The organism is Pedobacter sp. JCM 36344, assembly GCF_046546555.1.
Taxonomy (GTDB): domain Bacteria; phylum Bacteroidota; class Bacteroidia; order Sphingobacteriales; family Sphingobacteriaceae; genus Pedobacter.
In genome coordinates, this window is sequence record NZ_JBKHKK010000006.1 from 1 (window position 1) to 26,173 (window position 26,173).

The 26,173-nt window shown below is 37.4% G+C and carries 24 protein-coding genes; 4 read left to right on the top strand and 20 right to left on the bottom strand.

The window, feature by feature from the left end; all coding sequences use genetic code 11:
• Window positions 1-54 precede the first annotated feature (54 nt).
• The 19 genes from ACHFIZ_RS07170 to mnmE all read right to left on the bottom strand — a co-directional run bounded on the left by ACHFIZ_RS07170 (window position 55) and on the right by mnmE (window position 19,258).
• On the bottom strand, window positions 55-753 hold the full coding sequence (locus tag ACHFIZ_RS07170; RefSeq protein WP_410884295.1) for a M48 family metallopeptidase: 699 nt from the start codon (window positions 751-753) through the stop codon (window positions 55-57).
• Window positions 750-3,965, bottom strand: coding sequence for a type I restriction endonuclease subunit R (locus ACHFIZ_RS07175; RefSeq protein WP_410884297.1), 3,216 nt, complete (start codon window positions 3,963-3,965; stop codon window positions 750-752). Before ACHFIZ_RS07175 ends, ACHFIZ_RS07170 begins: the two co-directional genes overlap by 4 nt.
• 116 nt (window positions 3,966-4,081) lie before the next feature.
• On the bottom strand, window positions 4,082-5,161 hold the full coding sequence (locus ACHFIZ_RS07180) for a Fic family protein (protein WP_410884299.1): 1,080 nt from the start codon (window positions 5,159-5,161) through the stop codon (window positions 4,082-4,084).
• Window positions 5,162-5,165: 4 nt separating this feature from the next.
• The gene (locus tag ACHFIZ_RS07185; RefSeq protein ID WP_410884301.1) at window positions 5,166-6,263 is read right to left on the bottom strand and encodes a protein kinase domain-containing protein; all 1,098 of its coding nucleotides are present in this window, start codon (window positions 6,261-6,263) and stop codon (window positions 5,166-5,168) included.
• Window positions 6,264-6,270: 7 nt separating this feature from the next.
• Window positions 6,271-6,696, bottom strand: coding sequence for a DUF3010 family protein (locus ACHFIZ_RS07190; RefSeq protein ID WP_410884303.1), 426 nt, complete (start codon window positions 6,694-6,696; stop codon window positions 6,271-6,273).
• Between the two features lie 10 nt (window positions 6,697-6,706).
• Window positions 6,707-7,834: a restriction endonuclease subunit S gene (locus tag ACHFIZ_RS07195; RefSeq protein WP_410884305.1), complete on the bottom strand. Its 1,128-nt coding sequence runs from the start codon at window positions 7,832-7,834 to the stop codon at window positions 6,707-6,709.
• Between the two features lie 62 nt (window positions 7,835-7,896).
• A complete protein-coding gene (locus ACHFIZ_RS07200; RefSeq protein ID WP_410884307.1) occupies window positions 7,897-9,462 on the bottom strand; it encodes a type I restriction-modification system subunit M in 1,566 nt (521 codons plus the stop codon).
• Window positions 9,463-10,023 (bottom strand): restriction endonuclease subunit S, encoded by a 561-nt coding sequence (locus ACHFIZ_RS07205; protein ID WP_410884309.1) that lies wholly within the window; start codon window positions 10,021-10,023, stop codon window positions 9,463-9,465. It abuts the gene before it with no gap.
• A gap of 370 nt (window positions 10,024-10,393) precedes the next feature.
• Window positions 10,394-10,567, bottom strand: a complete 174-nt coding sequence (locus ACHFIZ_RS07210) for a nucleotidyl transferase AbiEii/AbiGii toxin family protein (protein ID WP_410884311.1) — start codon at window positions 10,565-10,567, stop codon at window positions 10,394-10,396.
• Between the two features lie 70 nt (window positions 10,568-10,637).
• Window positions 10,638-11,438: a type IV toxin-antitoxin system AbiEi family antitoxin domain-containing protein gene (locus ACHFIZ_RS07215; protein ID WP_410884313.1), complete on the bottom strand. Its 801-nt coding sequence runs from the start codon at window positions 11,436-11,438 to the stop codon at window positions 10,638-10,640.
• Window positions 11,439-11,538: 100 nt separating this feature from the next.
• A complete protein-coding gene (locus tag ACHFIZ_RS07220) occupies window positions 11,539-12,090 on the bottom strand; it encodes a hypothetical protein (protein ID WP_410884315.1) in 552 nt (183 codons plus the stop codon).
• A 3-nt stretch (window positions 12,091-12,093) separates the two neighbouring features.
• Entirely contained in the window at window positions 12,094-13,107 is a 1,014-nt protein-coding gene (locus tag ACHFIZ_RS07225) for a relaxase/mobilization nuclease domain-containing protein (RefSeq protein WP_410884317.1), read from the bottom strand.
• Window positions 13,104-13,481, bottom strand: coding sequence for a plasmid mobilization protein (locus ACHFIZ_RS07230; protein ID WP_410884319.1), 378 nt, complete (start codon window positions 13,479-13,481; stop codon window positions 13,104-13,106). Before ACHFIZ_RS07230 ends, ACHFIZ_RS07225 begins: the two co-directional genes overlap by 4 nt.
• A gap of 113 nt (window positions 13,482-13,594) precedes the next feature.
• Entirely contained in the window at window positions 13,595-14,527 is a 933-nt protein-coding gene (locus tag ACHFIZ_RS07235; protein ID WP_410884321.1) for a CHC2 zinc finger domain-containing protein, read from the bottom strand.
• 9 nt (window positions 14,528-14,536) lie between these two features.
• Window positions 14,537-14,896 (bottom strand): helix-turn-helix domain-containing protein, encoded by a 360-nt coding sequence (locus ACHFIZ_RS07240; RefSeq protein WP_410884323.1) that lies wholly within the window; start codon window positions 14,894-14,896, stop codon window positions 14,537-14,539.
• Between the two features lie 89 nt (window positions 14,897-14,985).
• On the bottom strand, window positions 14,986-15,948 hold the full coding sequence (locus ACHFIZ_RS07245) for a hypothetical protein (protein WP_410884325.1): 963 nt from the start codon (window positions 15,946-15,948) through the stop codon (window positions 14,986-14,988).
• An 11-nt stretch (window positions 15,949-15,959) separates the two neighbouring features.
• Complete coding sequence (locus tag ACHFIZ_RS07250; RefSeq protein ID WP_410884327.1) at window positions 15,960-17,075, bottom strand: site-specific integrase; 1,116 nt, start codon at window positions 17,073-17,075, stop codon at window positions 15,960-15,962.
• 4 nt (window positions 17,076-17,079) lie between these two features.
• Window positions 17,080-17,649, bottom strand: a complete 570-nt coding sequence (locus tag ACHFIZ_RS07255; protein WP_410884329.1) for a helix-turn-helix domain-containing protein — start codon at window positions 17,647-17,649, stop codon at window positions 17,080-17,082.
• Window positions 17,650-17,887: 238 nt separating this feature from the next.
• Entirely contained in the window at window positions 17,888-19,258 is a 1,371-nt protein-coding gene (mnmE, locus tag ACHFIZ_RS07260) for a tRNA uridine-5-carboxymethylaminomethyl(34) synthesis GTPase MnmE (protein ID WP_410884331.1), read from the bottom strand.
• Between the two features lie 90 nt (window positions 19,259-19,348).
• Here mnmE and ACHFIZ_RS07265 point away from each other — a divergent pair, with 90 nt between their 5' ends.
• Window positions 19,349-20,479, top strand: coding sequence for an AI-2E family transporter (locus ACHFIZ_RS07265; RefSeq protein WP_410884333.1), 1,131 nt, complete (start codon window positions 19,349-19,351; stop codon window positions 20,477-20,479).
• On the opposite strand, the gene argS is transcribed toward ACHFIZ_RS07265, so the two are convergent.
• Window positions 20,480-22,249 carry an arginine--tRNA ligase gene (argS, locus tag ACHFIZ_RS07270; RefSeq protein ID WP_410884335.1) on the bottom strand — a complete coding sequence of 590 codons (1,770 nt, stop codon included), beginning with the start codon at window positions 22,247-22,249 and terminating at the stop codon, window positions 20,480-20,482. It lies immediately after the preceding gene.
• A gap of 82 nt (window positions 22,250-22,331) precedes the next feature.
• Between argS and ACHFIZ_RS07275 the strand changes: the two genes are divergently transcribed.
• The 3 genes from ACHFIZ_RS07275 (at window position 22,332) to ACHFIZ_RS07285 (ending at window position 26,171) form a co-directional block, all read left to right on the top strand.
• The gene (locus tag ACHFIZ_RS07275) at window positions 22,332-23,777 is read left to right on the top strand and encodes an arginine deiminase family protein (RefSeq protein ID WP_410884337.1); all 1,446 of its coding nucleotides are present in this window, start codon (window positions 22,332-22,334) and stop codon (window positions 23,775-23,777) included.
• Window positions 23,777-24,688, top strand: coding sequence for a citrulline utilization hydrolase CtlX (gene ctlX / locus ACHFIZ_RS07280; protein ID WP_410884339.1), 912 nt, complete (start codon window positions 23,777-23,779; stop codon window positions 24,686-24,688). The genes ACHFIZ_RS07275 and ctlX overlap by 1 nt, the downstream gene beginning before the upstream one ends.
• A gap of 91 nt (window positions 24,689-24,779) precedes the next feature.
• Complete coding sequence (locus tag ACHFIZ_RS07285; RefSeq protein WP_410884341.1) at window positions 24,780-26,171, top strand: arginine decarboxylase; 1,392 nt, start codon at window positions 24,780-24,782, stop codon at window positions 26,169-26,171.
• Window positions 26,172-26,173 lie beyond the last annotated feature (2 nt).

The window sequence follows — 26,173 nt, forward strand, 5'->3', positions numbered from 1 at the left end:
GAATGCATGAACCTGCCGCAGGTCGAAATATGAACCTCTTAAACCTTAATTAGATCAAGCTAATAGCGCTTCTAATTTCATCTTCCACTTTTCCCAATCTCGCATTTCTTTGGTCTGTAGATCTATAAATTTCTGAGTATGATTGTGATATATAAGATGACAAAGCTCATGAATAATTACGTATTCAATACATGGCTTTGGTGCTTTAATTAATTCGGGATTCAGAATTATTTTCCCTTTCGTTGTACAACTTCCCCAACGTGTAGGCATTTCTTGTATAAATAACCCTTTAGGCTCAACATTATATTTTTTAAAGCGCTGAATGAGCGGTTCGGCAATCTCGGCGAATTTGATTTTAGCCTTGTCTCTATACCATTGTTTCAATAAGCTCTTAGTGTTTATCTTATCCTTTGTAATTATCTCAATAAAACGCCCCTTATATTTAACCTCATTCTGATTTCCAATCGTAACTTCCAGCCGATATTGCCTACCTAAGTATAAATGAGTTTCACCGCCCACATATTTTCGTTCTGGCGTTTTTGGATGAAAGGACAAAAAGAAACTTAGTTGCTTGATGATCCACGGTGCTCGCTTTTTTACTTTTTCCTTGACTTTATCTAATGGCGTATCGGTAGGTGCTTTAACAAGCACTTCCATTTCTGGAGTTATTGTAATTCCGAGTGACTTTCTATCGGAATAAGTTAGTTGAAAGTCAATTTGTTTGCTGCCAAACTGTATAAATTCGTTAATCACATTCTTCTTATTTTTGCAATCTCTACAATACGTTCTGCAATTGTATCAATCTCTTCAAAGGTGATAGATAAATGGTATTTGTCTCTTGCTTCGTCAATTAGATAATCACCTATTAAATGTATCATCTTTTTTTGGATGTCGATATTACTTGGTGAATACCAGTCAACCTTAATCAATTTTTCAATAATATTTTCTGAAGCAATAGCAATTTCTGCCGAAATTATATTCAATATCTTCGTATCGCTGACTTTACTTGTAAGCAGTTCCTTTGTGACGCCATAAAATGCCTTAGCAACATCCTTATCGACAAGAGTTTCCGGAATGTCTGAATCTGTATGAGACAAAACAGATCCCATAATATCTTTAACCTTGTTGAGGTATTGTGATTCGGTGATCCGCTGTTCTTCGTAAGCTTTAATTGCATCTTTCAGCATTTCGGAAAATTTTTTATAAAATGCCGGATCTTCTTCCATCTTTTCACTAATGTATTTGGAAGTTCTAGATGCAATTTTATCTGCTTTTGCTGCTTCTCCTAATGTTTTCTCTACTTCTTCTTGAAATTTATCCTTATCAAAAATATTTACCAGATCAGTTATAACCGTAACTTCGTCAGTTTGAATATGAGTATCTATTAGCTTTTGAATCTGTCCTTCATATTGTTTGTAATCGATAGCATCAGAATACCTTTGTAAAACAGCACTTCGTAATTTTATAAAAAAAGATAAATCTTCTTTATAGCGATTAACGACTTTTTCCTCTGTGTCCTTGTGAAATTGGATAGATGAAAACGCCATTTTGAGGATTCTAGCAAATGCTGCTAACTTATCGTAAAAAACAACTCGTATGGCTTCATCCCGTAGCAAATGCTGATAGGCTTCAGCATCTCTTTTATTAGCTATAGTTTTAAATATATCCCATAACTCAGCATGTTTCTGTGGTAATTTTTTTATCTCCTCTATTATATTAGTTAATGTACCTTCCAAATCATCTGCATCAAATTCTTCAAAAGAGGAATATACTTCCAAAGCTTCATCTAGTGCACCTAATACTCCATAATAATCTATGATATATCCATAATCTTTATCAGGAAAAATGCGATTGACTCGTGCGATAGCTTGCAATAATGTGTGTCCCTGCAATTTACGGGTTAAGTACAAAACGGTATTTTGAGGAACATCAAATCCTGTTAGCAATTTATCTACGACAATAATAATTTCAGGGGCCTTTTGATTTTTAAACCTGTTGATTATATTTTTATCGTACCGCTTGGAATTGCCGTGTTCATCCATCATCTTTTTCCAAAATGATTTTAACCGATCTGATGTTTCACCATAAGCACTTTCTTCACCCTCACGTTCATCAGGTGGAGAGATTACTACCTCACAACTTACAAGTCCAATTTCATCCAGGAAATTTTTATATTTAATAGCAGCTTCTTTTGTTTGTGTAACTAATTGTCCTTTGAAGGGTGTTCTATCTTGAAAGTTATCTTTAAAATGCTTACTGATATCCCAACTTATGGCATATATCTTTTGATCTGCTATATTTAATTGATCTGCCCTACTAAACTTCTTTTTTAAATCAGCCTTTTGATATGGAGTCAATGGTTCTGAAACCAAATTGAAAAAATTATCTATTGGTTTTTCATTTACATGCTGAAATGCATGCCTACCCTCATATAATAGAGGAACTACAGCTTTATCCTGAACTGCCTTATCCACAGTATACCTGTCTATTTCACCTCCGAATATATCGGATGTTTTTTTATCCTTTTTAAACAGAGGTGTGCCTGTAAATGCAATGAAGCAGGCATTTGGCAAAGTCTTTTGCATGTCAATATTAAATGTGCCATGTTGTGTACGGTGCCCTTCATCTACTAAAACAAATATTTCAGGGCTAATTAGGGGAGCTGGTAACCTTTTTACTGCGGTTTCAAACTTGTTGATAATAGTTGTCACTACTGCATCACCTTTACTTTGGAGTAAGTCCACAAGGCGTTGACCTGTACTGGCATTTTCCACGAACATTCCACATTTGCGAAACGTACCGGTTATTTGTTCATCCAAGTCTGTACGGTCTGTAACCAATATTATCTTAGGATTTCGGATATTCTTATCTAATGCAATAGCCTGTGCAAGCATCACCATTGTTAAAGATTTTCCGCTTCCCTGGGTATGCCAGATAATTCCTCCTTTACGTTTTCCTCCTTCTAAATGCGTTAAACGCCGCATCGCTTTTTTAATGGCAAAGAATTGCTGATACCTTGCTATCTTCTTTTCTCCACTATCAAATAAAATGAAGTTATAAGTAAAGTCTAATAATCTTGCCGGGCTGCATAAACCAAATAAAAGCTCATCTTGCCTTACCGGCATAATATTCTCATGCTCTAAATCATCGAAATACTTGCGGACATATTTAAACCGATCTCCAAAGAGCTTTTCTTTTTGTTCTATCCTTAATGGTGTGTTTCGTAGTTGGCTTAATTCGGCTCTAAATGACTGCTCTTCTTCAGAGGAGTTAAATTTTTCCTCCCAATGTGCCCAAAATTTTTCGGGCGTTGCATTTGTCGCATACCTTCCTTCATTGCAGCTTATGCAAAGTAGCGTTTGTGTATAAACATAGAGGCTTCTTATACCATCCTCTTGTTGGCTTCTTAATTGCTGGCTTATTGCCTGAGCCATTGGATCTTTATTATCCGGGCGCTTACATTCAATGACACTTAATGGTATTCCATTTACAAAAAGTACTATATCAGGCCGATAATGCTCTTTACTTGTACTTCTCATTACATTGTATTCTTCGGCAATATGGAATACATTGTTGTTTATATTCTGCCAGTCGACATATTGAAGGGTAAAACTCTTTTTATCACCGTCAATGCTTTGCTCTAGTGCCTTGCCTAAGGTGATTAGGTTGTAAGCGATCTCACATGCAGAAATATATCCTTCGTTCATAGGTATATCCTTTAATGCCAGAATTCCATTTTCTATATTAGCATCACTAAAAATTGCGGTTTTGGTAGAACTTAGTTTAATGCTGTTTATTTCTTTTAGTTGCTTACGCAAAATATCTTCAAGCAATACATTGGTCGTTTTATTAGCCCGCAGAGCTAATGCTTCTTCCTGGCTTAGATATGTATAGCCTAACTTTTGCAAAAATTGCAGAGCTGGTATCTGACTAATGTGATCTTCCTTAAAGCTGGGTGTTTCCATTATACTTTTCTACGATTATTTTCTATACATGATGCCGCTATCATATATATAAAAATACAATTACCTATACACGACATAAAGTTCACACATAGAAACTCTTTCGTTTCTATACATGACTACTTGGTATTAACATCAGCTAAAAAATCGAACAACCCCTTATTTATATAGTAATTATCCTTCCATATCTTCTCTTTTTGCAGTATACCAATAGCGGTAAGTTCATCGAGGTAACGTGTAGCTGTAATTCTACTTACGCCTAACTCTTTCATTACGAAATCTATTTTCGTATAAGGATGCTTAAAAATATTGTTTAATAAATCCTGACTATAAATTTTAGGAAGTTCAGTTCTAATTTTGGATTTATGACTCAACATTAACTCCTTAATACCCTGGATAACGCGGATGGCCTGTAAAGAAGTCTGCTCTACTGCTTCCAGAATAAAAAGCACCCATTCTTCCCAGGCGCTTTCACTTCTTACTTTTTGCAAGAGTCTATAATATTCGCCTTTATTTTGATTGATAAAACGACTTAAATATAAAATAGGAATATTTAGCAATCCCTCGTTCACCAGAAAAAGAATATTAATGATTCTTCCAGTTCTACCGTTACCATCATAAAAAGGGTGTATGCTTTCAAACTGATGATGAATAACAGCCATTTTAACCAACGGATCCCAATCGCTTAAGCTGTTGTCATTTATAAACTGTTCAAGGTTATTCATCAGCTCTTGAATTTCCGCAGGGTGTTGAGGTGGTGTATATATTACTTCACCGGTTTGTTCATTTTTTAGAGCTGTACCGGGTAATTTCCGGAAGCCTGCACTGTTTTCTTCAATAGTTGCCTGAATCTGTAAAATATGATTATTAGAAATAAACCCTTTCTGCTTTACAATTTCAAACCCAGTACGTAATGCCTGGGCATAATTATGAACTTCTTTGGCAGCCAGATTTCTAAAGCTTTTTGATATAAAATCCGACTGATACAACTCATCATGAGTTGTAATGATATTTTCAATGGCAGAGCTGTCTTTAGCCTCTTGTAAACCAAGGGTACTAATTAAAATATTTTCATTGGGAATGCTGGCGGCGGCTCCTTTCATTTCTGCTAAAGCACTTCTTGCAGACGCTGTCTTTTTTAACACAGCTTTGGTTTCAATTTCTAAACCTATAGGAAGTAAGGGTATTTTGTATGCCATATACTTAATTTTTTCTTGCTATTTCTAAAGCAGATTCTATTGTTCCTTTATGGCTATTATCTTTTCGCCATACGTTCTTCGAAACACTCTTTTCGAGCACGACAGCTTTCCTGTTGTTTTCATAAATCTTAAACTGCTTCCCATTGTCGTGGCTAATATTTAATAGATCATTTTCAAACAAATAATTTGGAGTTTCCCGCAATGCTTTATGAATTTCCTTCAAAAAAAATGATGGATTCTTATATCTCTGCTTATAGTTTACATGGGTAGCTTTGTCGATAATTCTTTTATAAATCCCGTCCAAATACTTTGGCATTGTTGATGAATTTATTAAAGAACCTTTTGTGATTTTATTTCCTATTATTTCATCGAATTTTAAATTTCTTTGACTGGAATTTCTAATAGCGATTAATTGATTCTCTTGTCTTTTTGACAACCATCTTGTGGGGTCGTTGATCGGAAAAAACCCATTTAGTAACTGAAAAAGAATTATCCCTACCTGATATATATCTGATTCAAAATAGTACTCATCCTTTTTTACAGATTCGGGTGGTAGAAACAAATAAGTGGATTTTGAAGCTGTAACGAATCCATTTGCCTGATCTATTTTTTTTACAGCTCCTAAATCCGCAATAATAGGCTTATTTGTATCTGCATCGATTAAAATATTTCCGGGTTTTAAATCACGATGAACCAAACTATGGTTAGAATGCAACTCTGTTAATCCAATTAATACACCTGCAACAATTTGCAATGCTTCTTTAGAGGATACCGGTCGGGAATCTATAATCCCTTGTAAGTCGCCACCGGATATTTTAGGAGTTAAAAAATATGCAAAATTTGGAGGCAGAAAGCGACATTCTTTTATCTCTAAAACATTCTCACTTTTTATTTTATGCAGTATCACGCACTCTTCTGTCTCATCATAATTCGGATGTGACCAATAAAATTTCAATACAACATCATCTCCAATCTTCTTTCTTTTCCCAAAATAGACATCACCATTACATCCCCTGCGGATATAATCATATACTTCTATATCAGGATTACTCCTAACAAATTGTCGAATGGTTTCTACACAGTCTTCATCATTTAACTCCATGGTTATCTCATTTACTTAATAAATAATGAGCTATATCGTATGCATCCTGCTGATACTTATTTTTTGATGCTGGGATAGCACCATTTTTCTTTTTAAAAGCCGTAATCGTCTGAGACCAGACAAATTCAATTGGACATTTGGTATATAGTTGAATAATACCTTCAAGTTTAAAAGAAACGGGCGACGGGGGCCTAACCTTTCCAGTGGCAGTAGCTTTTGCATTTCGCATTTTAACCCCTATTGTAGTAGGCGCAATTAAATCAAATGTACTATTTACTTGATCTCTGAACTGTTGCACTTGGGTTGAAATAGTATGGTCAGCAATATTGAATTTAACACATCCATCTGTCTGTGTAATAATGCCAGTTGCATCACGGTTGAGCACCACTAAAATGATCTCATTTGCATCAATTTGTATTCCTATTGATCTCATGCTTATAAGTTTAGTTTAATCTTTTTTTACCTGTTAACAATACTTGCATCAAGCCTTTTTTTTGTTCTTGAAGCTGCTCGGTTTTAGCCTTGAGAAGGTGTATTTCTTTATCGGCAGCTTGCAAGACCCTGCCTATAGCCCTTTGTTCTTCTAAATTTGGTAAATGGAACTTAGCTTCCTTTAGTGCATTTATAGATAGAACAAGCTGAGAAGTGCCTATAGCATACTTGGTCAGCTTTTGACGGTAGTAATTGATATACCTCCAGATAAAATCAATGTCACCATTGATTATGGTGAACACCGGATAATAACCACTTATTAAACCAGTTAACCCGGAATCATTTTTATTAAAGGTAAATAAGCCGTCATCGCTTCTTGAACGATAGGTTAGATGGTTTGGGGGAATTACATTATAGTCAGCATCATCTCGATTGGTAATTCTATTATCTCCATAATAATCTGTTTGCATTATTAAGCCAGCTTTTGCAGATGTTAAAATATTATAATTATGAAATTCACTAGGCTTTTGTTTATACTCTTTAATAAAGTATTCAAGTTTGTTTTCCTTCCACTCCCCATTAAACCCCATCAACCTTTTCTTCCCTGTAAGCAACTGTTGCATCAGCCATTTTTTTCGAAGTTCTTTTTGTGCGATGAGTTGGTTGTTTTTTTGAATAGCTCTGTCAATTAAATCCAGTATATGCGTTATGGCTAGCTGTTCTGGAATTGGTGGAATGAGAAAAGGGAAGGATGAAACATAACCCCAATCCGCTCTCGGCATTTTGGAGCCTGATGAAACATTTGCAACTTGAATAAAGCGGCCTGATTGAACTATACGAAACAGAAAATTATTACAACATTTCTTATTTTTAGAATTCAATACCCAAACTTCGCTTGAACACACACCATCATATTGTGCAAGCCAATATTTCTGTAAATATGGTCTGAGTTTCCCAAATAGTACATGTCCATTTTTGAATTTATTTTTTGTACTCTTCTGCTCTGATGAATTAACCCATCCCAGAATATGACCTGTTCCCTGTTCAAAATGTTCCAGTTCTAAACAGCGGAAATGCTCATTAGCAACAGGAACATATTTGCCCTTCTCAAGTTCCGCAAATTCACCAAATTCTATCACTTCCCAATTATATGGAATAACTGTGTTGTGAAAAGTCTTTGAACGTTTTTTCAAATTGCTCATCAGTCCGTTAACTCTTTTAAATATCGATCCATCTCCATTTGCACAGATTTCAATTCCTCCTCCAGTTTTACAATTTCCATTTGTACAGCTGTGATGTCCACCTCTTGCTCTTCCACAAACGTATCCACATAGCGGGGAATATTCAGGTTGTAAGCATTTTCAGCAATTTCTTCGACAGTAGCCACATAACTGAATTTATCTTCCAGAATACCGGGAACTAAATTGCCTGAAGTAAAACTGCTATAGGTGTCAATAATATTTTTAATTCCCTTCTTATTAAGCTTGTTTTGATTTTTACCCGCATCGTAGTTGCCTTTACTGCTGGCATCTATAAAAAGTACGTTCTTATTCTTTCCCTTCGCCTTGTTGAAGATTAAAATAGCGGCCGGTATGCCAGTACCGTAAAATAAATTAGATGGTAAACCTATAACAGCTTCCAGCAAATTTTCTTCAATTGTTTTCTGTCGTATTTTCCCCTCACTGCTGCCTCTGAATAATACACCGTGTGGTACTACTACACCAGCTTTCCCATGCTCGTTAAGTGTCTCAATCATATGGGTAATAAAAGCCCAATCGCCCTTGCTTTTAGGTGGTATGCCCCGCCAGAAGCGATTGTATTTGTCTGACTCAGGGTCGAAACTGTTACTCGCTTTATTTTCTTCCTTATCATCTACCTTGCCCCATTTATCCAAAGAAAAAGGAGGATTAGCTATCACGGTATCAAATTTCATCAATGAATCACCCTCTTTAAGCTTTGGATTGCGAATCGTATCTCCCCAGCGAATGGTTGCATTATCAAAGCCATGCAAAAACATGTTCATTACCGCCAAAGCCCAGGTGCTTCCGTTCGCTTCCTGGCCATATAACGAGAAGTCATTGGATCCAACTTCTTTACCTGCTTTGATCAGTAATGATGCTGAGCCACAGGTAGGGTCACAAATTCTTGATCCCGGTTTAGACTTTGTTAATTTTGCTATAAGTGTGGAAACTTCACTTGGGGTGTAAAACTCTCCGGCCTTTTTACCCGCATCACTAGCAAAAAAAGAGATTAGATATTCATAGGCATCCCCAATAACATCGTTGTTCTCTAAATGGGATGGTGTTAAATCGATAGCATTAAAATCGTTCAACAGGTTTTTTAGGCGACTATTTTTGTCCTTAGCGTCTCCCAGGTTATTGCTATTAAAGCTGATATTACGGAAAATTCCACTGCCGTCTTCGCTACTTAGTTTTTCCCGGTTAGCCTCTTCTAAATCAGTCAAGGCAATATCTATCACCTCTCCAATATTTGTATCGTTACGATGCTCATAAAGATAATCAAACGTACTATTGTGTGGCAAATTGAACCTTTCCATTTTCATTGCTCTGTGTGTACGCTCTATATCTCCTTTGTATTTTTCAAGATGTTGTTTGTAAATATCCTTATGCAAATCACTCACATACTTTAAGAATAGCATAGTAAGGATGTAATCCTTATACTGGCTTGGATCGATTACGCCACGGAATGTCCCACATGCTTTCCATACTGTCTGATTGATATCCTTAGAGGTAATTTTAGTGCTCATTTATTTTAATGTATTTAATATTAATTGTTGAATATATTGCTCCTTCAGAGCGCCTATTTGCTTTTGTATGCCTATTGCCTGCTTCTGTAGTGATTGTATTTTAATTATACTCTGTTGCTGAGAAATTAATGGAATCGAAATTTCTAAATTACCTATATCAACTTTGCTTATAGAGGGCAGGGAAGTGCCTTTAGAATTTGCTAACAATATATTTTGCGTAGAAGAATGATTAATAAACCAAGCCAAGAAATCGGGCAACAGCATGTTCGCCTTTTCAATACGGAGCACGATAAACATAGATGAAGCAACTGCTGGCTTGATAACCCCTTTATAGGCTACTGCAAAATGATCATAGCCTTTTGAGGCAACTATTACATCACCCACGGTCAAATAATGCTTTTCCCGCTTCATATCCCCAGGCAAATCTGGTTTAACAGATGCTAGAAACTCTCTGTTTTTATCAAAATGCCTGGCTTGAATATAGTAAACTTCACCCTCAAGTTGGGGCTTTGCATATACTCCAGTATGCATTTGAACTAATTCATTTATCTTTTTTTTCACTTTTTTGTCAGTAGTCCGCCTACAAATGTAAATCAATTATTGATATTTACAAAAAAAGTTCAGTAATCAGGCTACAAAATATTTAATTTTTGCTAATGGGGCTATTCTTCCAGGCTCCTTTCAGCTTTTTATATCATTTATAAATTGATCAATGCCGGTGAATTCGAGGTTTTTAAACTTCATCTTTTCATAAAATGCTTCAACTATTACAGGCCATTCTATATCTGCCAGGTTGCTTGACAAATAAATAATCTCGGGGTGCTGAATAAGAGCGTTGTATCAGGGCTTAGCTTTTCAGACATTACTTCCTTTAAATTATAGCAGGGAATCTTTTGGTCTGTATTTGCCAGTTTATCAGAGGATTGATGAGTTATTGGTTGTTGCTCTGCGTCCAAATGAAAGCCGGCTTTATTGCCGTAAAATCCAGATCTTCAGAAAAACAGTAATCAGGAATGAAGCATTTTTTCAGACAGGTTCCTTTAAATACCAGGCTTTCTGGGCAAGCCGGAATTGAATAGATAGCATCAATAAAATGCCCTAACATCCAATCTTTATCTAGTGGAACGTGTTACATTTTTGTAGGGCAATCCTTTTTATCTCCTTTCTTAAAATCATCAGTACTGTTTTTCTGAAAGATTAAGTAATTCGTCCCGGCTAATATTTAGCCGCAGTTTCCATTCAGCCAAAAACTCACCCTTTTCTGAAACCTGAGGATCTATAAGGTTGTACTTTTCGTTCGCTTGTTGCTTTGCAAAACCAATAAACCCCTTTAGCTCCTGCTTGCCAAACAGCTCTACCAGAAAGCCAATACGCTTGGTTACTGCGGTATTACCAACAGCTTTGCAATAACGAATCATCTTTTCAGTACTTAAATCTGCCTGGCTGAGAGCATGTATCAGCTCGGCATATCCGCCCGAATATTGGGGTTGGTCAAAACAGTCTATAATTGTTTTCTCGATATCTGTTAAAGGATACCTGGTGTTTCCATAACCATTGGTAATTATCCCGGTACGCTTACTTTCTGAAATTGTCACAAATTTATAGGCGGTGCCTAAAAGAACTTTATCCTTTTTTCTGTGGGGGGTTTGTATAAATATGGTATTGGCAAATTGTTCAGTCAATCCGTGTAAGTTCAACGCAGACCAGTAAGCGACCGCACCTTGCTTTACAACGAACGTTCCTATCACGTTTTCATCACGGAAATTTGCACGACAAAACTTTCCTTTTTCAATTCTGGATAGTAATTCCTTATGAACCAGATTCTCCAAGATCTCATTAAGATTTTCGAACTTTTGGTTTAGCTGATTTTCAATCTCCTCAAAGCGAAATATATCTATTTCATGCTCTTCAAGCAATTTCATAAATTCCAGTTGCTGTTGAGTTAAATTCAGAGATATATATACACTGTCTGCCATTACCTTTATTGTAATCAAAAGACCTAAAAAATGGGTCTTATCGTTACACAGGAAGTAAACATACAAATAAATCGGACAAACAAAATTTGAAGGGAACTGTCTATTCGCTTTTCAAATACGCTTTTTCCATCGTCGCCTTAACTTTTTTACTATTATTCAAATACATATACGTCCAGGCTCGTCTTATTCTATCATTTTCTAATTGCTGCAGTTTAATTTCCTTTTGGGTATCAGTGTAATGAATACTCCAGTTATATACATTCAGAATAAACAGAGCAATTACTATCATTAAAAACCAGCGGCCAAACACTATCTTATAGAATAACTTAGCGTCTTGTTCAGGGAACAGCAATATTTGAAATTTGCGGATAATGTTTTTTGGTTGGGAGCCGAGCATTATTTTTATATCTGTTATCCCCTTTTGTATACTATGTTGGATAGACTTTGTATCAGCAACTACTGATATCGATTTTGGCTTTTCCAACTCATTTTTGAAAGCATCTACCTTGTTGCCTAAACTATTAACTGCTGTTACTAAATCAGCAATAGTTTGATTTGTAGATTTCTGTTCCTGAGTTAACTCCTCCAGTACCAAGCCTAATATTTCTGTTCCAGGTTGTTCGTTATTTGTTGTAGTTCCCATAAAAAGCATTTTTTAACGGCTTATAGATATACTTCTTCTCTTTCTTTTCACCTCTTTAATTAGTTCCGGGTTCACATGGTCACCCCCATATTCCGGCTTCATCAATTGATATAAGATTCCAGAAATTTGCTTTTCAATTATCTCAACCAATTCATCTGTATGATGATGTCCGACAGATGACCCCGACCGTGCTTGTACGGAGTTATTAAAGAGCGTATTTTCATGGCCTTTACTTTGCCGTTCGGACCGATTCATCTCGAGCTGCTGTTTCAGGCTTAATATCTTTTCAATCTTTCCCAATGAAAAACCAACCTCACTCCCTTTGATTTTTACCTTTTTATTATCTATGAAAGATATTCCACGACCTTTAATTACTTTATATCCCCGGGTCTTCATCTGTTGTTCAAAAGTTGAGTATAAAGTTGCCTTCTCTAAGGCATTTCGGATATCTGTTTTTAACTTCTCCTTCCTGTTATCGTACCTGGGCAATGCTCTGTCTTTAGCAGATAAAAAGGCACGGGGGCTCAACACCTCCTTTAAATGATACTGCTTTTCCAGGTTGCGGCAAAGAGCGGCCATGCGTTTATAACTATTGCTATCACTGGCTACTTTCCCATCAAAGCCAACTCTATTGGCCGCAATGTGTATATGCTGTTCTTTGGTATCTTTATGCAATACGCAGATATATTGATTTTCGGCTATGCCGAACTCCTTGGCACATGACCTGCCTATCTCTATCAATTGCTCTTTGGTCAGCGATTCACCGGGAGCTAACCGAAGGGATAAATGCAGCACCGGCTTCTCTATACGCCTGCTTAGTTTCTGAACATCTTTGAATTGTTCCGTCAACTCATGTTTGTTTCCAAAGCATTTATTGTATTCTAGAACCTCCGCCCTTTCCCGATGTTGTAAAGCATCATTTTCAGATAACCGCTGTTTTTGCTCTTCTGACAACTCCCGCTTATCTTCCAGGCAATAACTGATGCAGTGATAAAAAGACGCTCCTATTGAAACATGACCGATCATCGTAAGTAGTTTTTAATTTCTATTGCCAGCTCCTTTACCTGTCCTGATTGCACCTTCAATCCGGCACGTTCCAATGGACTGAGTTCATCGGTTCCATTTCGCTTCCGGGCTATCTGGTTCAGATTTGCCGCCATGTGATTCAAAGTAGCGGTAAAACTTAAAACCTCTTTTGGCAAAGCTTTATTCCGGCTGTCGATTTTCCCGGTCAGTCCAAGTTCCCGAAGATATTCTGACACGGAGAGGTTGGCACTTTTGGCTCGGGTTTCAATCACTTTCCGTTCGTACGATGTGCATTTTAAAGCCATTAGCTGTTCCCTTTTTATTGTTTTCTTCGGTCGGCCTCCCTTGCTTTTGATTACATTTTGCTTTTCCATAAGCTCCCTCCCTTTTTTGAATCCGCTAGAGGCGGATGAAAAACCATCAGTGAATCCGCTGCTGCGGATGATTGATACAGCGTTTTGGTTTTACCAAAACATAGCTGGCTACCCTAACGCCAAGAAGATCTTTGTATCTGAGGCAGGTGTTTTATGTCGGGCTTATGATGAGTAAGCCACTCATTCAAATCCTTATAATCATGGTACAAATTGCTTCGATCTGTATATCTCTTATTATCCCAATGCAAAGCTTCGAGAGTATGTTTAACTCCGGCTTTATCCCGGTCCAGATAGAGATTAACACGTTCATGTTTTTCCATGAGTGGACGAGAAGAATGAAAAAGTGCGAGCGAATTAAGTACGAGAAAATTTGTCGATAGATTAGTAGCCCGTTGTTTCATTGAACGGATTGACAGGTAATTAAAGAAGCCTTCAAAAACTGCAAGTGATTTCATTCCAGAATTAATAAAAGTGACCGCTTTAGGCGAGCTGCAACCTTTAAAATCCCGACTTCTTAATTCATACCCTCCCTCGTTATTTTGAAAACCAATAACTGTTCTCGTTTTACCGTATAGCAGAAAATCGACTTCTTTACAATGAAGTTTAGCTATATCTGGCGAGATACACCGGCTCTTTAGATAGTCGAGTAATATTTTGTCTGTTAATGGCCGGGCTTCAAGAATTATTATTTTTCCGCCATCATTATTTTTCTTTTCATCAGCAATGAGTTGCTGATGCACCGGCAAACCTTCCGTATGCAGAGGCGGGTGAAAAGAAAAAGATGGATGTTCTTCTGGGTACTTCTTTAATAAATCACTAACAGAGCAATTAAAATGAAGGACTGCAAAATCAATCAAGTTCCCACCCTTGCCTATTCCGTGATCATACCACACATTCATTTTTTGATTGACCTTGAAGGAAGGTGTTCGTTCATCCCGGAAAGGTGAGATATACCAGTAATCATTACCTTTTATAAATTTAGGGTCAATTCCAACCGACCTGAGAAAATCGACTATCGACCACTTTTTTAATACCTGAATATTCATTTCTGTGGATCAATAAGGTTCATTTATGCGATTTGCCCTGCGTTTATTTAAGGTCAGTATTTGCTCTGCCTCCTGCCGAATTTCAAAAGCAGTTTTCCTCCTGCCGGATTTAATCCAGTTGATAAGTTCTGATTTGTAAAAATAAAGACGTTTACCCTGCTTATTTACAGGTATTTCTTTTCGGCTAACCTTACTATAAATAGTTGGCACCGAAAGATTGATGAACCGGGCAGCTTCTGAAATGCTTAACAGCTCATCAGTATCCTGTGGCTGGTGCTGCCCTTCTTTTAGCAACTGTTCAATACTGTTCAGTTTCTCATGCAGTTTACTCACTGCCTGTGGTAATTGCTCGAATGTAAATTGTTCCATAACGGCATTATTTAAGTTTATGCCGCAATGATATAATGATGCTTTGCAGGGTTACAAGGGGGTAATCCTATAACCCTCCCAGAACCCTATTATTTTTTGTGATTTCTCTTATTTCTTTGTGAGGGGAAAATTCCAAACTGTCCGTCATCTTTTTTCTTCACATCTAATATCGGAGATTGACATTGCTTTGTTGTGGAAGAGATGATATTGTTCAGATATTTTTCAGTGAATTTCTTCGGTTTTCCTTTATCCCGGTATAGAAAATGATTAAGTATCCAATTTTCCAGTTCTCCTTGGTTACACCCCACAACCAGATTAGAATCAAGCAATTGTTTAAATGCATCCGCAAGCTGATTACCAAAACCGTTAAATAAAAGCAGGCCGGTTTCTGTAGAGTTTGTTTGCAATAAGTTCGCAAGCTGCTCCCGGTCTTCATTTAAGAAATAAGGCTTTAGAATATCATAAAATGCCTCAATGATTTCCGGGGATTTAAAACTAGGCGCACCTTTTCCCGATTCATATTTAGTCGCCCATTTAATATCTTCTTTCTCTTCCGAGACTGTTACTCTCTGAACGGTTTGCTCCAGCTTTTTTATAGCTTCTTCTTTGGCTTGTACGGAGTCACATAAATCATCCAAGAACTGATCTGTTATCTGTATAGCTGTATCCTCCGAACTAAGGCCTAGCACTATGAAATTTTCTTGTAGCTGTAGGTTCGAAAAAAGCAATATCCTGTCGTTTTGAGAAAAAGGGGCACGACTTCCATAATATTTCTTCCAAAAATCTTGAAACCGACCCTTGATCTGTTCCAGACGTTGCACATGATTGCGTATTTGTTCATCAGAGAGCATTAAAAGATCTGTAACTGCCAGTTCTGTTAATTCTGTTAACCGATTCCTAAAATCGGAGGACAAATAAGGGTTCTCATTACTTAGATCGTAGTAACTGGTACCCGGTACTATGGTTTGAATTCCACCTGATATGGTATTTCTTTGCTTACGTTGAATATCAAAGGTGTGAAGCCTGATAATAAAATCCTTAAAATGTTGCATAGGGCAGATGCTTAAAGTAAATCCAGCTTTATTCTGTTGGCTGCTTCCTTTTTCTTTGAATCAACAATCTTTGTATAAACTTGTGTGGTTTTCAGGTTACGATGCCCCAACATCTTAGATACTGTATAAATATCAGTGCCTGACGCGAGTTGTAAAGTTGCATAAGTGTGTCTGAAACTATGAAAAGTTACATGCTTTTCAATTTTTGCTTTAAGCAACCACTTCGGAAGAAACGCATCGATATGTGCATACTTCAAACCTATAAATACTTTTTCGTTCGCTGATGTGCGTTCGCCTAACAAGGACACCGCCTGATCAGATAACGGCAGGTTTTCTGTCCCTTCTGTTTTCTCCTGCCTGAATTGGAGATAATAATTATCCTCTGTGCCTCTTACTTCGCTCCAGGTAAGCTTTTCGATATCGGAGAACCGTAGCCCTGTCAGCGACGAAAACAGCGATGCTTTTTTTATGACAGGCGATTCACATTCAGTTTTTGCCAGCCGCTGAAGTTCTTCAAGCGATAAATATTCCCGATGGGTTTCCCTTGCCTTGATACCATCAATGCGTTCTCCCAAATTGGTAGAAATATATCCTGCTTTGAAAGCAGCTTTTAAAGCCGCCCGGAATTTGCCAAAATAGCTTACTGAGGTATTGGTTGATATGCTCCTTCCGGCTCTCCCGATACTTTGGGCTTTCAATAAGTAATCCCGGTAATCTTCACACAAAATCTCGTTAAGATCTGCAAAGCGTAACTGCTGACCAGCGAAACTGATAAAATATTGAACCGCCATATTCCAGTTATCTGCATTGGAACCACTGCGCTTTATAGCTGTTTCTTTGAAGAAATTAATAAAATCGGCGTTGCGTTTACTATCAGACAGAAAACCGAACCTCAAATTCTGAATCTCAATCTGCCGCATCGCCCGCAGGTTTTCTGCCAACTTTTGCGTTTCTCTGTTATGTTCTTTATCTATCTCCGTTCGTGGCCGGTCAAACACATAGATTTTAAGATATTCCCTCCGGACTGGCTTCCCGGTATCCGGATGCATTATGGGAGGATAATAATCTAGGTACAAAGCTTGCCTGCCCTTTGTGATTGGCTTCTTTCTTAACGTGACCTTTGCCATATTATCAATTTTTAGCTGCTAACAATTCGTCAATTATCTTTTTGGATGCATATACATATTTGCCCTTTTGAAACTTCGGGACGTTATTTCTTTTTATCAGGTTATATAATGCTTTGTCCGACACCCCGAATTTTGTTTGAATCTCAGACATTGAATAACATTCATTTTCATTAAGCTGCCTCACTTTAGATTCCCTTTTCGCAACCGGAACTACTTCCGGCAGGTTAAATAAGTTATCTATCTCAGAACGTTTGATCAATGTTTTTTTGACCTTAATGTTCACCGCATAAATAATCCCTGAATTAATGAGATTATAAACCGTTTGCTTTGAACTATTAAGCAGAAGGGCAACATCACGAACTGTAAGAAACTCTTTCGCTTTTAAATCTTCTAATGGCCTGTCCTTAATAATCTTCGTTTCCCGTTGACTTCTTTCAACCTTATTCTTTCGCAAATTGGCCTTATAAGCTCGTTTACCACATGGCTCACTGCAAAATTTCGTAACCGTTGTTTTAGCTTCAAACGCTACTCCGCAATGCTGACAAATTCTGGCTACCCGAATATTAGAACTCATGTAAAAAACCGGTTAAAAGTGTATTTTTTTGTAATAAAGTGTTTAAAAGTGTCCAGTTATCTCCCCCCTCAAAATCCATGAGGAACAAATCAACTTTTGGGGAACAAATAAGGAACAAAATTAACCAAAACTAACCGATAGTTCCAAAAAATAAAGCCAACAAAAAAATCGCTATAATGGTTAATTACAGCGATTTAAGTCGATTTATTATGTGCTTATTTTGTGATTTTTTGTGCGATTATTTGCCGATACAAAACTTACTAAAGATATTATCCAGTAAATCATCTGTAGTGACCTGTCCGGTAATCTCACCTAGATAGTACAGCGCCTGCTTAATATCCATCGCCAAGAAATCTGAAGTAACTGGGTTATCTAATCCGTTCATCACGCTATCTAACGCTGTTCTAGTTTTTTGCAGCGCCTCAACGTGCCTGATGTTCGTTACCATGGTATGGTTATCAGAAAGCTTATCGCCTACTGCTGACTCATAGATCAACTGTTTCAGTTCTTCAATCTGGTGGTTTTCTTTAGCCGAGATCGCCATGAATTTAATATCTGAGGGTAATTGCAACTCTTTCAATCGATCATTGTAAGATAAATCTATCTTATTTGCAATTGCCAGCATCGTTATTCCTGGTTTGTACAACCTTTCTATATCCTCCCTGATTTCGGAAACGGACAGGTTAACTACGTCAAATAAATAAACTAACAGTGCAGATTGATTGATCTTCTGCATTGTTTTCTCCACGCCTATCGCCTCTATCGCATCAGTTGCTTCACGGATTCCCGCCGTATCTATTAATCTAAAGTTAATACCTCCGATATTTAAGACTTCTTCAATAGTATCCCTCGTTGTCCCTGGTATCTCACTAACAATCGCTCTATCGTCGTTGAGTAACGCGTTCAGCAAAGTGGATTTACCAGCATTAGGGCGACCGGCAATTACGGTGTTGATGCCCGATTTAATTACGTTGCCAAGTTCGAAGGATCGAATCAGCTTATTGATCACTAAATTGATCTTGGAGATCAGATCTTGAAGTTGATCGCGGTTCGCAAACTCTACATCCTCTTCGGCAAAATCAAGTTCCAGTTCAATCATCGAAGCAAAATGGATCAATTGATCTCTTAGAATGTTCAACTCCGTACTAAAACCGCCTCTTAATTGATTCATTGCTACCTGATGCGCAGCCGCCGAATCTGAAGAGATCAAATCTGCTACGGCCTCCGCTTGTGAAAGGTCTAATGATCCATTTAAAAACGCCCGTAGTGTAAATTCGCCCGGCTTAGCCGCACTAGCCCCTTTTTTAATCAACAGGGAGATAATCTGCTGAATAATGTAATTGGATCCGTGACAAGAAATCTCCACAACATTTTCCTTTGTATATGATTTCGGTTCAACAAATAAACTCACCAAAACCTCATCAATTACTTGATCACCATCCTTAATTGTACCAAAATGTATGGTGTGTGAGGCTTGTTTTAGCAAGTCCCTTCCAGAAAACACATTGTTAGTAATAGTTATGGCATCCTTCCCGGACAAACGGATCACTCCTATCGCACCGATTCCTGGCGGAGTGGATAAAGCAACTATAGTATCATTTGACGTCATCACCAGATTTTTAGCTTTTATAAAAGACAAAACTAGCCAAACATTTGATACCTTTCAATGTTAAAAAATTGAAAAAACAACAAATTACTAATGAAAGACATGCCCCTAACCGTCCGAAGGTCAATTGAATTGCTTGGTTTAGTTCTAGTTATTGCAGTTCTGGTTATCGGAAACCAAATTATAATGCCTGTGGTCATGGCTTTCTTCATCAGTATTCTGCTGTTGCCAGTCTTCAGATTCTTTATAAGAATAAAGTTCCCGGAAGTTGCGGCAATTATCATCCCAATATTAGCGATGTCAATTTTTCTTGGTCTAATAGTCTGGTTCTTTTCTTCTCAAATTGCTTTGCTGGTTAGCGACTTTCCGCAGATTAAAAGCAATGTGAGCACTCACTTAACCTCTTTAAGCAAATGGATAGGTAGAATCAGTTCTTACTCTACTACTGAGCAGGTTAAGTTTATAAACGATAAAAGCAATGACCTTCTAGGTATGGCTGGTAAGGCAGCAAGTGGCGCGGCAGTAACGCTAAGTTCACTTTTTGTTTTTGTAGGCTTATTGCCTATTTACATTTACTTAATGCTTTTTTATAAGGACATCTTGCTGAGATTCATTTTCATGTGGTTTAAGAAAGAACACCATGCCCGAGTTAAAGATGCGATCTATGAAACTGAGGCTATTATAAAAAACTACCTTTTAGGCTTATTGATTCAGGTAACTTATATGACCATTTTATTAGGGGGCATTTTATTCTTTCTAGATATAAAGCATGCCCTCCTAATCGGTGTAATTTTCGCTGTGCTGAACCTTATTCCATATGTAGGTGCATTAATTGGAAATATTATTGGTGTCCTTCTTACCCTTACCTCTTCGACTGAAATGGGCCCGGTTTTAACAGTATTAATTGTAATCGCAGTTGTTCAATTTCTAGATAACAATATCTTAATGCCTCGAATAGTAGGATCTAAAGTTAAAATAAATGCATTATTTGCCATTCTTGGCGTAATAATAGGAGGAAGTATTGCGGGAATATCCGGAATGTTTCTGTCTATGCCAATCATAGCCGTATTGAAAGTAATCTTCGATCGTACAGAAACCTTCAAACAATGGGGTGTTTTACTTGGAGATGAAAGACCATCCAAAAGCCCAATGACATTCCCTATTTTCCGCAGAAAATCAATTGTGGAAACTAAAGCTGGAACTGAACATACCAAACAAAAGTAACTACATTCTTTCTGGGACAGTAATTCCAAGAATATGCATTCCTCTTTTTAAAAGGTCTGCCGTTACAGCACTAATATTTAATCTAAATTGCTTTAGCTCTGCATCTTCTTCTTTAAAAATTGGTGGTGCCTCATGATAGAATTTATTAAACAATTTCGCTATTTCATATAGATAGTTTGACAATGTTGCCGGACTATATGCCTTAGCAGCTCCTTCTATTTCAATTGGATATTTAGACAATAAAATGATCATGTCAGATTCAGTCTCTGAAAGCGCCATGTCATTTGAAGTTTTAGCCGTTACATAGGAAGCTTTAGCTAACAACGATTTAATCCTTGCGTGCGTGTACTGAATGAACGGACCTGTATTTCCTTGAAAATCAATTGACTCTGCAGGATCGAACAGCAATCTTTTTTTAGGTTCTACTTTAAGCAAGAAATACTTTAGCGCTCCCATCCCAATCTGATAGTATAAACTATCTTTCTCATCTTCTGATAAGTTATTGACCTTACCTAATGCTTCCGTTTTTTGTCTAGCAGTTGATACCATTTCTGATATTAAATCGTCCGCATCAACTACGGTCCCTTCCCTAGACTTCATTTTACCACTTGGTAGATCTACCATGCCGTAAGACAAATGGTGTAAGCCTTTAGCCCAGGTTTTACCTAATTTATCCAGTATTAAGAACAAAACCTTGAAGTGGTAGTCTTGTTCATTTCCAACAACATATAACGACTCATCCATATTGAAATCATCATATTTCATCTGAGCAGTTCCCAAATCCTGGGTAATGTATACTGAAGTTCCATCTGCACGCAACACCAGTTTTTGATCTAATCCATCATTGGTAAGATCTATCCAAACCGACCCATCAGGTTTTTTGAAAAATACTCCTTTCTCCAGACCTTCATCAACAATCCCCTTACCTAACAGATAGGTGTTGCTTTCATAATAATATTTGTCGAAGTCGACACCAAGGTTCTTGTAGGTAACATCAAAACCTTTGTATACCCAACCATTCATCTTCTCCCAAAGCGAAATAACTTCAGCATCGCCTGCTTCCCAATCGAGCAACATCTTTTGCGCCTCCTTAATTAATGGCGCATTCTTCTTTGCCTCTTCTTCTGTTTCGCCTGCAATTTTTAACGACTCAATTTCCTTTTTATACTCTTTATCGAAGATCACATAGTACTTGCCGACAAGATGGTCGCCCTTCAACCCAGTGCTTTCCGGCGTCTCTCCATTTCCCCATTTCTGCCATGCCAACATAGATTTGCAAATATGGATTCCTCTGTCATTAACCAGATTAACTTTGTAGACATCATATCCACTAGCTTTTAGAAGTTCTGCAACAGAATAACCCAAAAGATTGTTTCGAACGTGACCGAGGTGCAGAGGTTTGTTGGTGTTTGGCGAAGAATATTCTACCATCACCTTTTTGCCATTCGGTTTGAATGTTCCAAATGAGGGATCAAGTAGCTGACTGTTCATCAAGTCAAACCAGTAAGAATCTACTATACTCAGATTCAAAAAGCCTTTTACGACATTGAATGCGATCACCTCTTCTACATGCTCAACAAGATAGGATCCCAGATCATTTGCGGTAGCTTCTGGTGATTTTTTTGAAAATTTAATAAGTGGGAATACGACAATAGTGGCCTGTCCTTCAAATTCTTTACGGGTATCTTGTATGTTAATTACACTCTCGGCAACGTCTTCATTGTAAAGTTGTTTAACGCCATTGAGTGCAGCTGTAATGATAAAATTCATGGTCAAAAATAACCAAATTCGACACAATGAGCGAATATTATATTCTAAAAAATAGATAGCTTTGTAATTGGACAATCAACATATGACGGATAAAACTGAGACCTTTAAAGTAAATGTAAGCACTGAAATTGGCCGTCTGCGGAAGCTTCTAATCCATAGTCCCGATAGCGGCCTCGGTAAAGTTGTGCCCTCAAAAGCTCAGGATTGGCTTTTTGAGGATATTGTCCACTTGGACACCATAAGAAAAGATGAGTACGATTACTATGTAAAGCTGCTCATGTACTTTTTAGATCCCGAAAAAATCAAAGGCAAATTGGCCGTTATTGATGCTGATACTTCCAACCGATCATTTTTTAAGCCCAATCATCCCGATTTTCATAATTCTCGCGCCGTTATTGAGATTCAAAATCTACTTTCAGATATACTGGAAGATGCTTCAACAAAGAAAAAATTAGTGGCAGCAGTATGTGCCATTGAAGGTTGTACCTATAAATTGCAACTACAGATGCTGGAAACTGACACGAAGATATTGGCAAAGATCTTCATTTCAGGGAGTCTGGAAAATGACTTGATGATCTTTGCCCCCATTCCCAATCTAATCTTTACAAGGGATGTTGGAATCACCATTAATAATTACATCCTTTTAAATAAGCCTGCAAAAAAAGCTCGAAGCAGAGAAACACTGCTTATGAGGTACATATTTTTTAACCATAATATTTTTAATGAATACAAGGACCATGTATTAGAAATTCCTGATCCAATTCAGCACTTTCTTAGACCCGGTGAAGAAGATGAACACCGTACAACTTTGGAGGGTGGCGATGTGATGACGGTTAGTAAAAATCATGTTTTGATTGGTTGCAGCGAGAGAACTTCTGCATACGGCGCCAATGAAGCAATCAGGTTACTGTTTGAAAACGATGTGGTAGAAAAGGTGACGGTAGTGAAGGTGCCTAATAAACGTGATTTTATGCACATCGATACTATATTTACTCAGGTAAAACGGAATGTATGGACGCTGTTAAGTTCCATTTCAAAATATCACCTGATAAATCCCCTGGAGCCAATTGACTTTTTAATTGCACCAGATAATAAGGAAATTACCGAGATTCTACAATTCAATAAGAAGTCCACCGGGGCTCCTAAAAGCTTCGAAAGTATTGAAGCACTGCTAGACGATATTAGTCAGACTGACCTTAACAGCAAGGAACCTACAAAATTCATCTATAGCGGAAATGGCACCTTCCCATATGATGCAAGAGAACAATGGACGGATTCCTGTAACCTGCTCGCCTTAAAAGAAGGTGTAGTTCTGGGTTATGATAGGAATGATAAAACCATTGAAGCTTTCAAGGACAACGGATTCGCGGTAGTTAATGTGAAAGACCTCATTAATGATCTGGAAAACGGCGCAGTGGATGCGGAAACGATAAAGGATACACTAATATTAATGCCTTCTGCTGAATTATCTCGCGCGAGAGGCGGTTTCCATTGCATGAGTTTACCTATTCTAAGAGACGACATATAATGCAGACTACCAGTCATTTGTTAATGATAAGGCCGGTCGACTTTAAATTCAATCAAGAGACGGCGAGCAATAATAAATTTCAGCAGAAAACTAATGATGATGGTGTTCAGCTAAAGGCACTTCTGGAGTTTGATGCTTTTGTAACCAAACTTCGCGAAAACGATATCGACGTAACGGTAATCAGTGACACATTGGATCCTGAAACTCCCGATTCTATATTCCCTAATAACTGGATCTCTTTTCATGAAGATGGAAAGGTCGTGCTCTATCCGATGTTTTCTAAAAATAGAAGATTGGAGCGACGGAAAGATATCCTCGAAGAATTAAACAGAAAGTTTATCATCAGTGAACTGGTGGATCTTAGTACCCATGAACTTAATAATAGCTTTTTGGAGGGTACCGGAAGTTTAGTGTTAGACCGTAACGCTAGGATTGCATATGCTTGTAGATCACTTAGAACCGATGAAAAGGTTATAGCGGACTTTTGTGAGCAGACCGGATACAGCATCGTATTATTTAATGGTATTGATCAAAGCGGTTTTCCAATCTATCACACCAATGTGATGATGTGTATTGCAGATCAATTTGCAGTGATCTGTTTAAATGCCATTCCTGATTTAAAAGAGAGAGATAAAGTAGTTGTGTCACTTAAACATAATGAAAAAGACGTTATTGATATCACCCTCGACCAGATGAATCACTTCGCGGGGAACATGCTCCAGGTAGAAAACAAAAAAGGTGAACTCCTGTTAGTTATGTCTGAACAAGCATTTAACTCGTTATCAGAAGAACAGATTGGGCGCTTAGCGAAATATAATAAAATTGTAAACGCTCCTATATACAATATAGAAAAACACGGAGGAGGAAGCGCACGTTGTATGTTGGCAGAAATACATTTAAACGAGCGCTGAAAATGTACATTTGTTTAACAATAAATATTATTCATTAAAGACCAATTCTCAATTTAAAATTACATTTTTGCAAAAATTATAATAACTGTAAATGCAAAGCTATTCCGAATTTCTTGATCTAAGTGTTGGTTTTCCTCAGGAAGGATACAGCGTTATAGACGACGAATTATACTTTCAGGATCTTAATTTAATGGAGATGATTGAGACTTATGGTACTCCATTACGCTTCACTTACCTTCCAATGATCAGTAAGAAAATCCAGCAAGCTAAGCTTCTGTTTCAAACTGCAATCATTAAAAACGACTATCGTGGGGATTATAAATATTGTTATTGTACCAAGAGTTCTCACTTTAAACACATCGTAGAAGAAGCTTTAAAAAATGGCATCCACTTGGAAACCTCTTCAGCCTTCGATATGCCAATGATTGAAGCATTAGAGAAAAAAGGTTCTCTAACGAAAGACATCACAGTTATTTGTAACGGCTTTAAAACCTATCAATACAAGCAGTATATCATTGATATGTTGCATGATGGATATAAGAACATCATACCAGTTCTTGATAATAAGGAGGAGTTCAACCTTTTTGACGATGAGGTGGAAATGGATACTCCATGTAATCTTGGGATTCGTATCGCCGCAGAGGAACAGCCTGATTCTCAATTTTATACCTCCAGATTAGGGATACGTATGGAAGATGTCATTGATTTTTATAACAATAAGATCTCTACAAATCCAAACTTTAGGGTAAAGTTGCTACACTTCTTCATCAACTCTGGTATTACCGATTCACCATACTACTGGAATGAACTTGAAAAATATGTAACGTTATACTGCAAATTCAAAAAGATCAATCCAGAGTTAGATACGCTCGATATTGGTGGTGGCATGCCATTCAAAGACTCTTTAGTATTCGATTTCGACTATGAATATATGGTTAATGAGATCGTTAAAAGGATCAAAGAAATCTGTGCAGAACACGACGTTGTTGAACCTGATATCATCACAGAGTTTGGAAAATATACTGTTGCTGAGGCTTCCGGTATTCTTTACAAAGTACTGGGCAGAAAGCAGCAGAACGACAGAGAGAAATGGTTGATGCTTGACGGTTCTTTCATCACAAATTTACCAGATGTTTGGGCTTTAAACCAGAAATACATCTTGTTACCAATAAACAACTGGGATGCAGAATATGAGCGTGTCAATTTAGGAGGTATCACTTGCGATGGCCAAGATTATTACAATCAGGAAGCGCACATGAACAGTGTATTCATGCCGAAAACAAGAAAGGTACAATACCTTGGTTTCTTCAACACCGGGGCGTATCAGGAGGTATTAAGTGGATATGGTGGAATACACCATTGTTTGCTACCTAGTCCGAAACACGTAATCATTCGCCGCAACCGCGATGAGACTTTCAACTTCGAGGTATTTGGAGAAGAACAAAATAGCAAGCAGGTTCTAAAAATCCTGGGTTACACCTAAGA

What these genes read in the sequence shown, in the direction of transcription:
- ACHFIZ_RS07200 (WP_410884307.1), bottom strand. Translation starts at nt 9,462, where the DNA reads ATGAGCACTAAAATTACCTCTAAGGATATCAATCAGACAGTATGGAAA.
- ACHFIZ_RS07215 (WP_410884313.1), bottom strand. Translation starts at nt 11,438, where the DNA reads ATGGCAGACAGTGTATATATATCTCTGAATTTAACTCAACAGCAACTG.
- ACHFIZ_RS07240 (WP_410884323.1), bottom strand. Translation starts at nt 14,896, where the DNA reads ATGGAACAATTTACATTCGAGCAATTACCACAGGCAGTGAGTAAACTG.
- ACHFIZ_RS07230 (WP_410884319.1), bottom strand. Translation starts at nt 13,481, where the DNA reads ATGGAAAAGCAAAATGTAATCAAAAGCAAGGGAGGCCGACCGAAGAAA.
- ACHFIZ_RS07275 (WP_410884337.1), top strand. Translation starts at nt 22,332, where the DNA reads ATGACGGATAAAACTGAGACCTTTAAAGTAAATGTAAGCACTGAAATT.
- argS (WP_410884335.1), bottom strand. Translation starts at nt 22,249, where the DNA reads ATGAATTTTATCATTACAGCTGCACTCAATGGCGTTAAACAACTTTAC.
- ACHFIZ_RS07180 (WP_410884299.1), bottom strand. Translation starts at nt 5,161, where the DNA reads ATGGCATACAAAATACCCTTACTTCCTATAGGTTTAGAAATTGAAACC.
- ACHFIZ_RS07255 (WP_410884329.1), bottom strand. Translation starts at nt 17,649, where the DNA reads ATGAGTTCTAATATTCGGGTAGCCAGAATTTGTCAGCATTGCGGAGTA.
- ACHFIZ_RS07225 (WP_410884317.1), bottom strand. Translation starts at nt 13,107, where the DNA reads ATGATCGGTCATGTTTCAATAGGAGCGTCTTTTTATCACTGCATCAGT.
- ACHFIZ_RS07285 (WP_410884341.1), top strand. Translation starts at nt 24,780, where the DNA reads ATGCAAAGCTATTCCGAATTTCTTGATCTAAGTGTTGGTTTTCCTCAG.
- ACHFIZ_RS07220 (WP_410884315.1), bottom strand. Translation starts at nt 12,090, where the DNA reads ATGCTTTTTATGGGAACTACAACAAATAACGAACAACCTGGAACAGAA.
- mnmE (WP_410884331.1), bottom strand. Translation starts at nt 19,258, where the DNA reads ATGACGTCAAATGATACTATAGTTGCTTTATCCACTCCGCCAGGAATC.
- ACHFIZ_RS07175 (WP_410884297.1), bottom strand. Translation starts at nt 3,965, where the DNA reads ATGGAAACACCCAGCTTTAAGGAAGATCACATTAGTCAGATACCAGCT.
- ACHFIZ_RS07190 (WP_410884303.1), bottom strand. Translation starts at nt 6,696, where the DNA reads ATGAGATCAATAGGAATACAAATTGATGCAAATGAGATCATTTTAGTG.
- ctlX (WP_410884339.1), top strand. Translation starts at nt 23,777, where the DNA reads ATGCAGACTACCAGTCATTTGTTAATGATAAGGCCGGTCGACTTTAAA.
- ACHFIZ_RS07210 (WP_410884311.1), bottom strand. Translation starts at nt 10,567, where the DNA reads ATGTTAGGGCATTTTATTGATGCTATCTATTCAATTCCGGCTTGCCCA.
- ACHFIZ_RS07250 (WP_410884327.1), bottom strand. Translation starts at nt 17,075, where the DNA reads ATGGCAAAGGTCACGTTAAGAAAGAAGCCAATCACAAAGGGCAGGCAA.
- ACHFIZ_RS07235 (WP_410884321.1), bottom strand. Translation starts at nt 14,527, where the DNA reads ATGAATATTCAGGTATTAAAAAAGTGGTCGATAGTCGATTTTCTCAGG.
- ACHFIZ_RS07245 (WP_410884325.1), bottom strand. Translation starts at nt 15,948, where the DNA reads ATGCAACATTTTAAGGATTTTATTATCAGGCTTCACACCTTTGATATT.
- ACHFIZ_RS07185 (WP_410884301.1), bottom strand. Translation starts at nt 6,263, where the DNA reads ATGGAGTTAAATGATGAAGACTGTGTAGAAACCATTCGACAATTTGTT.
- ACHFIZ_RS07265 (WP_410884333.1), top strand. Translation starts at nt 19,349, where the DNA reads ATGAAAGACATGCCCCTAACCGTCCGAAGGTCAATTGAATTGCTTGGT.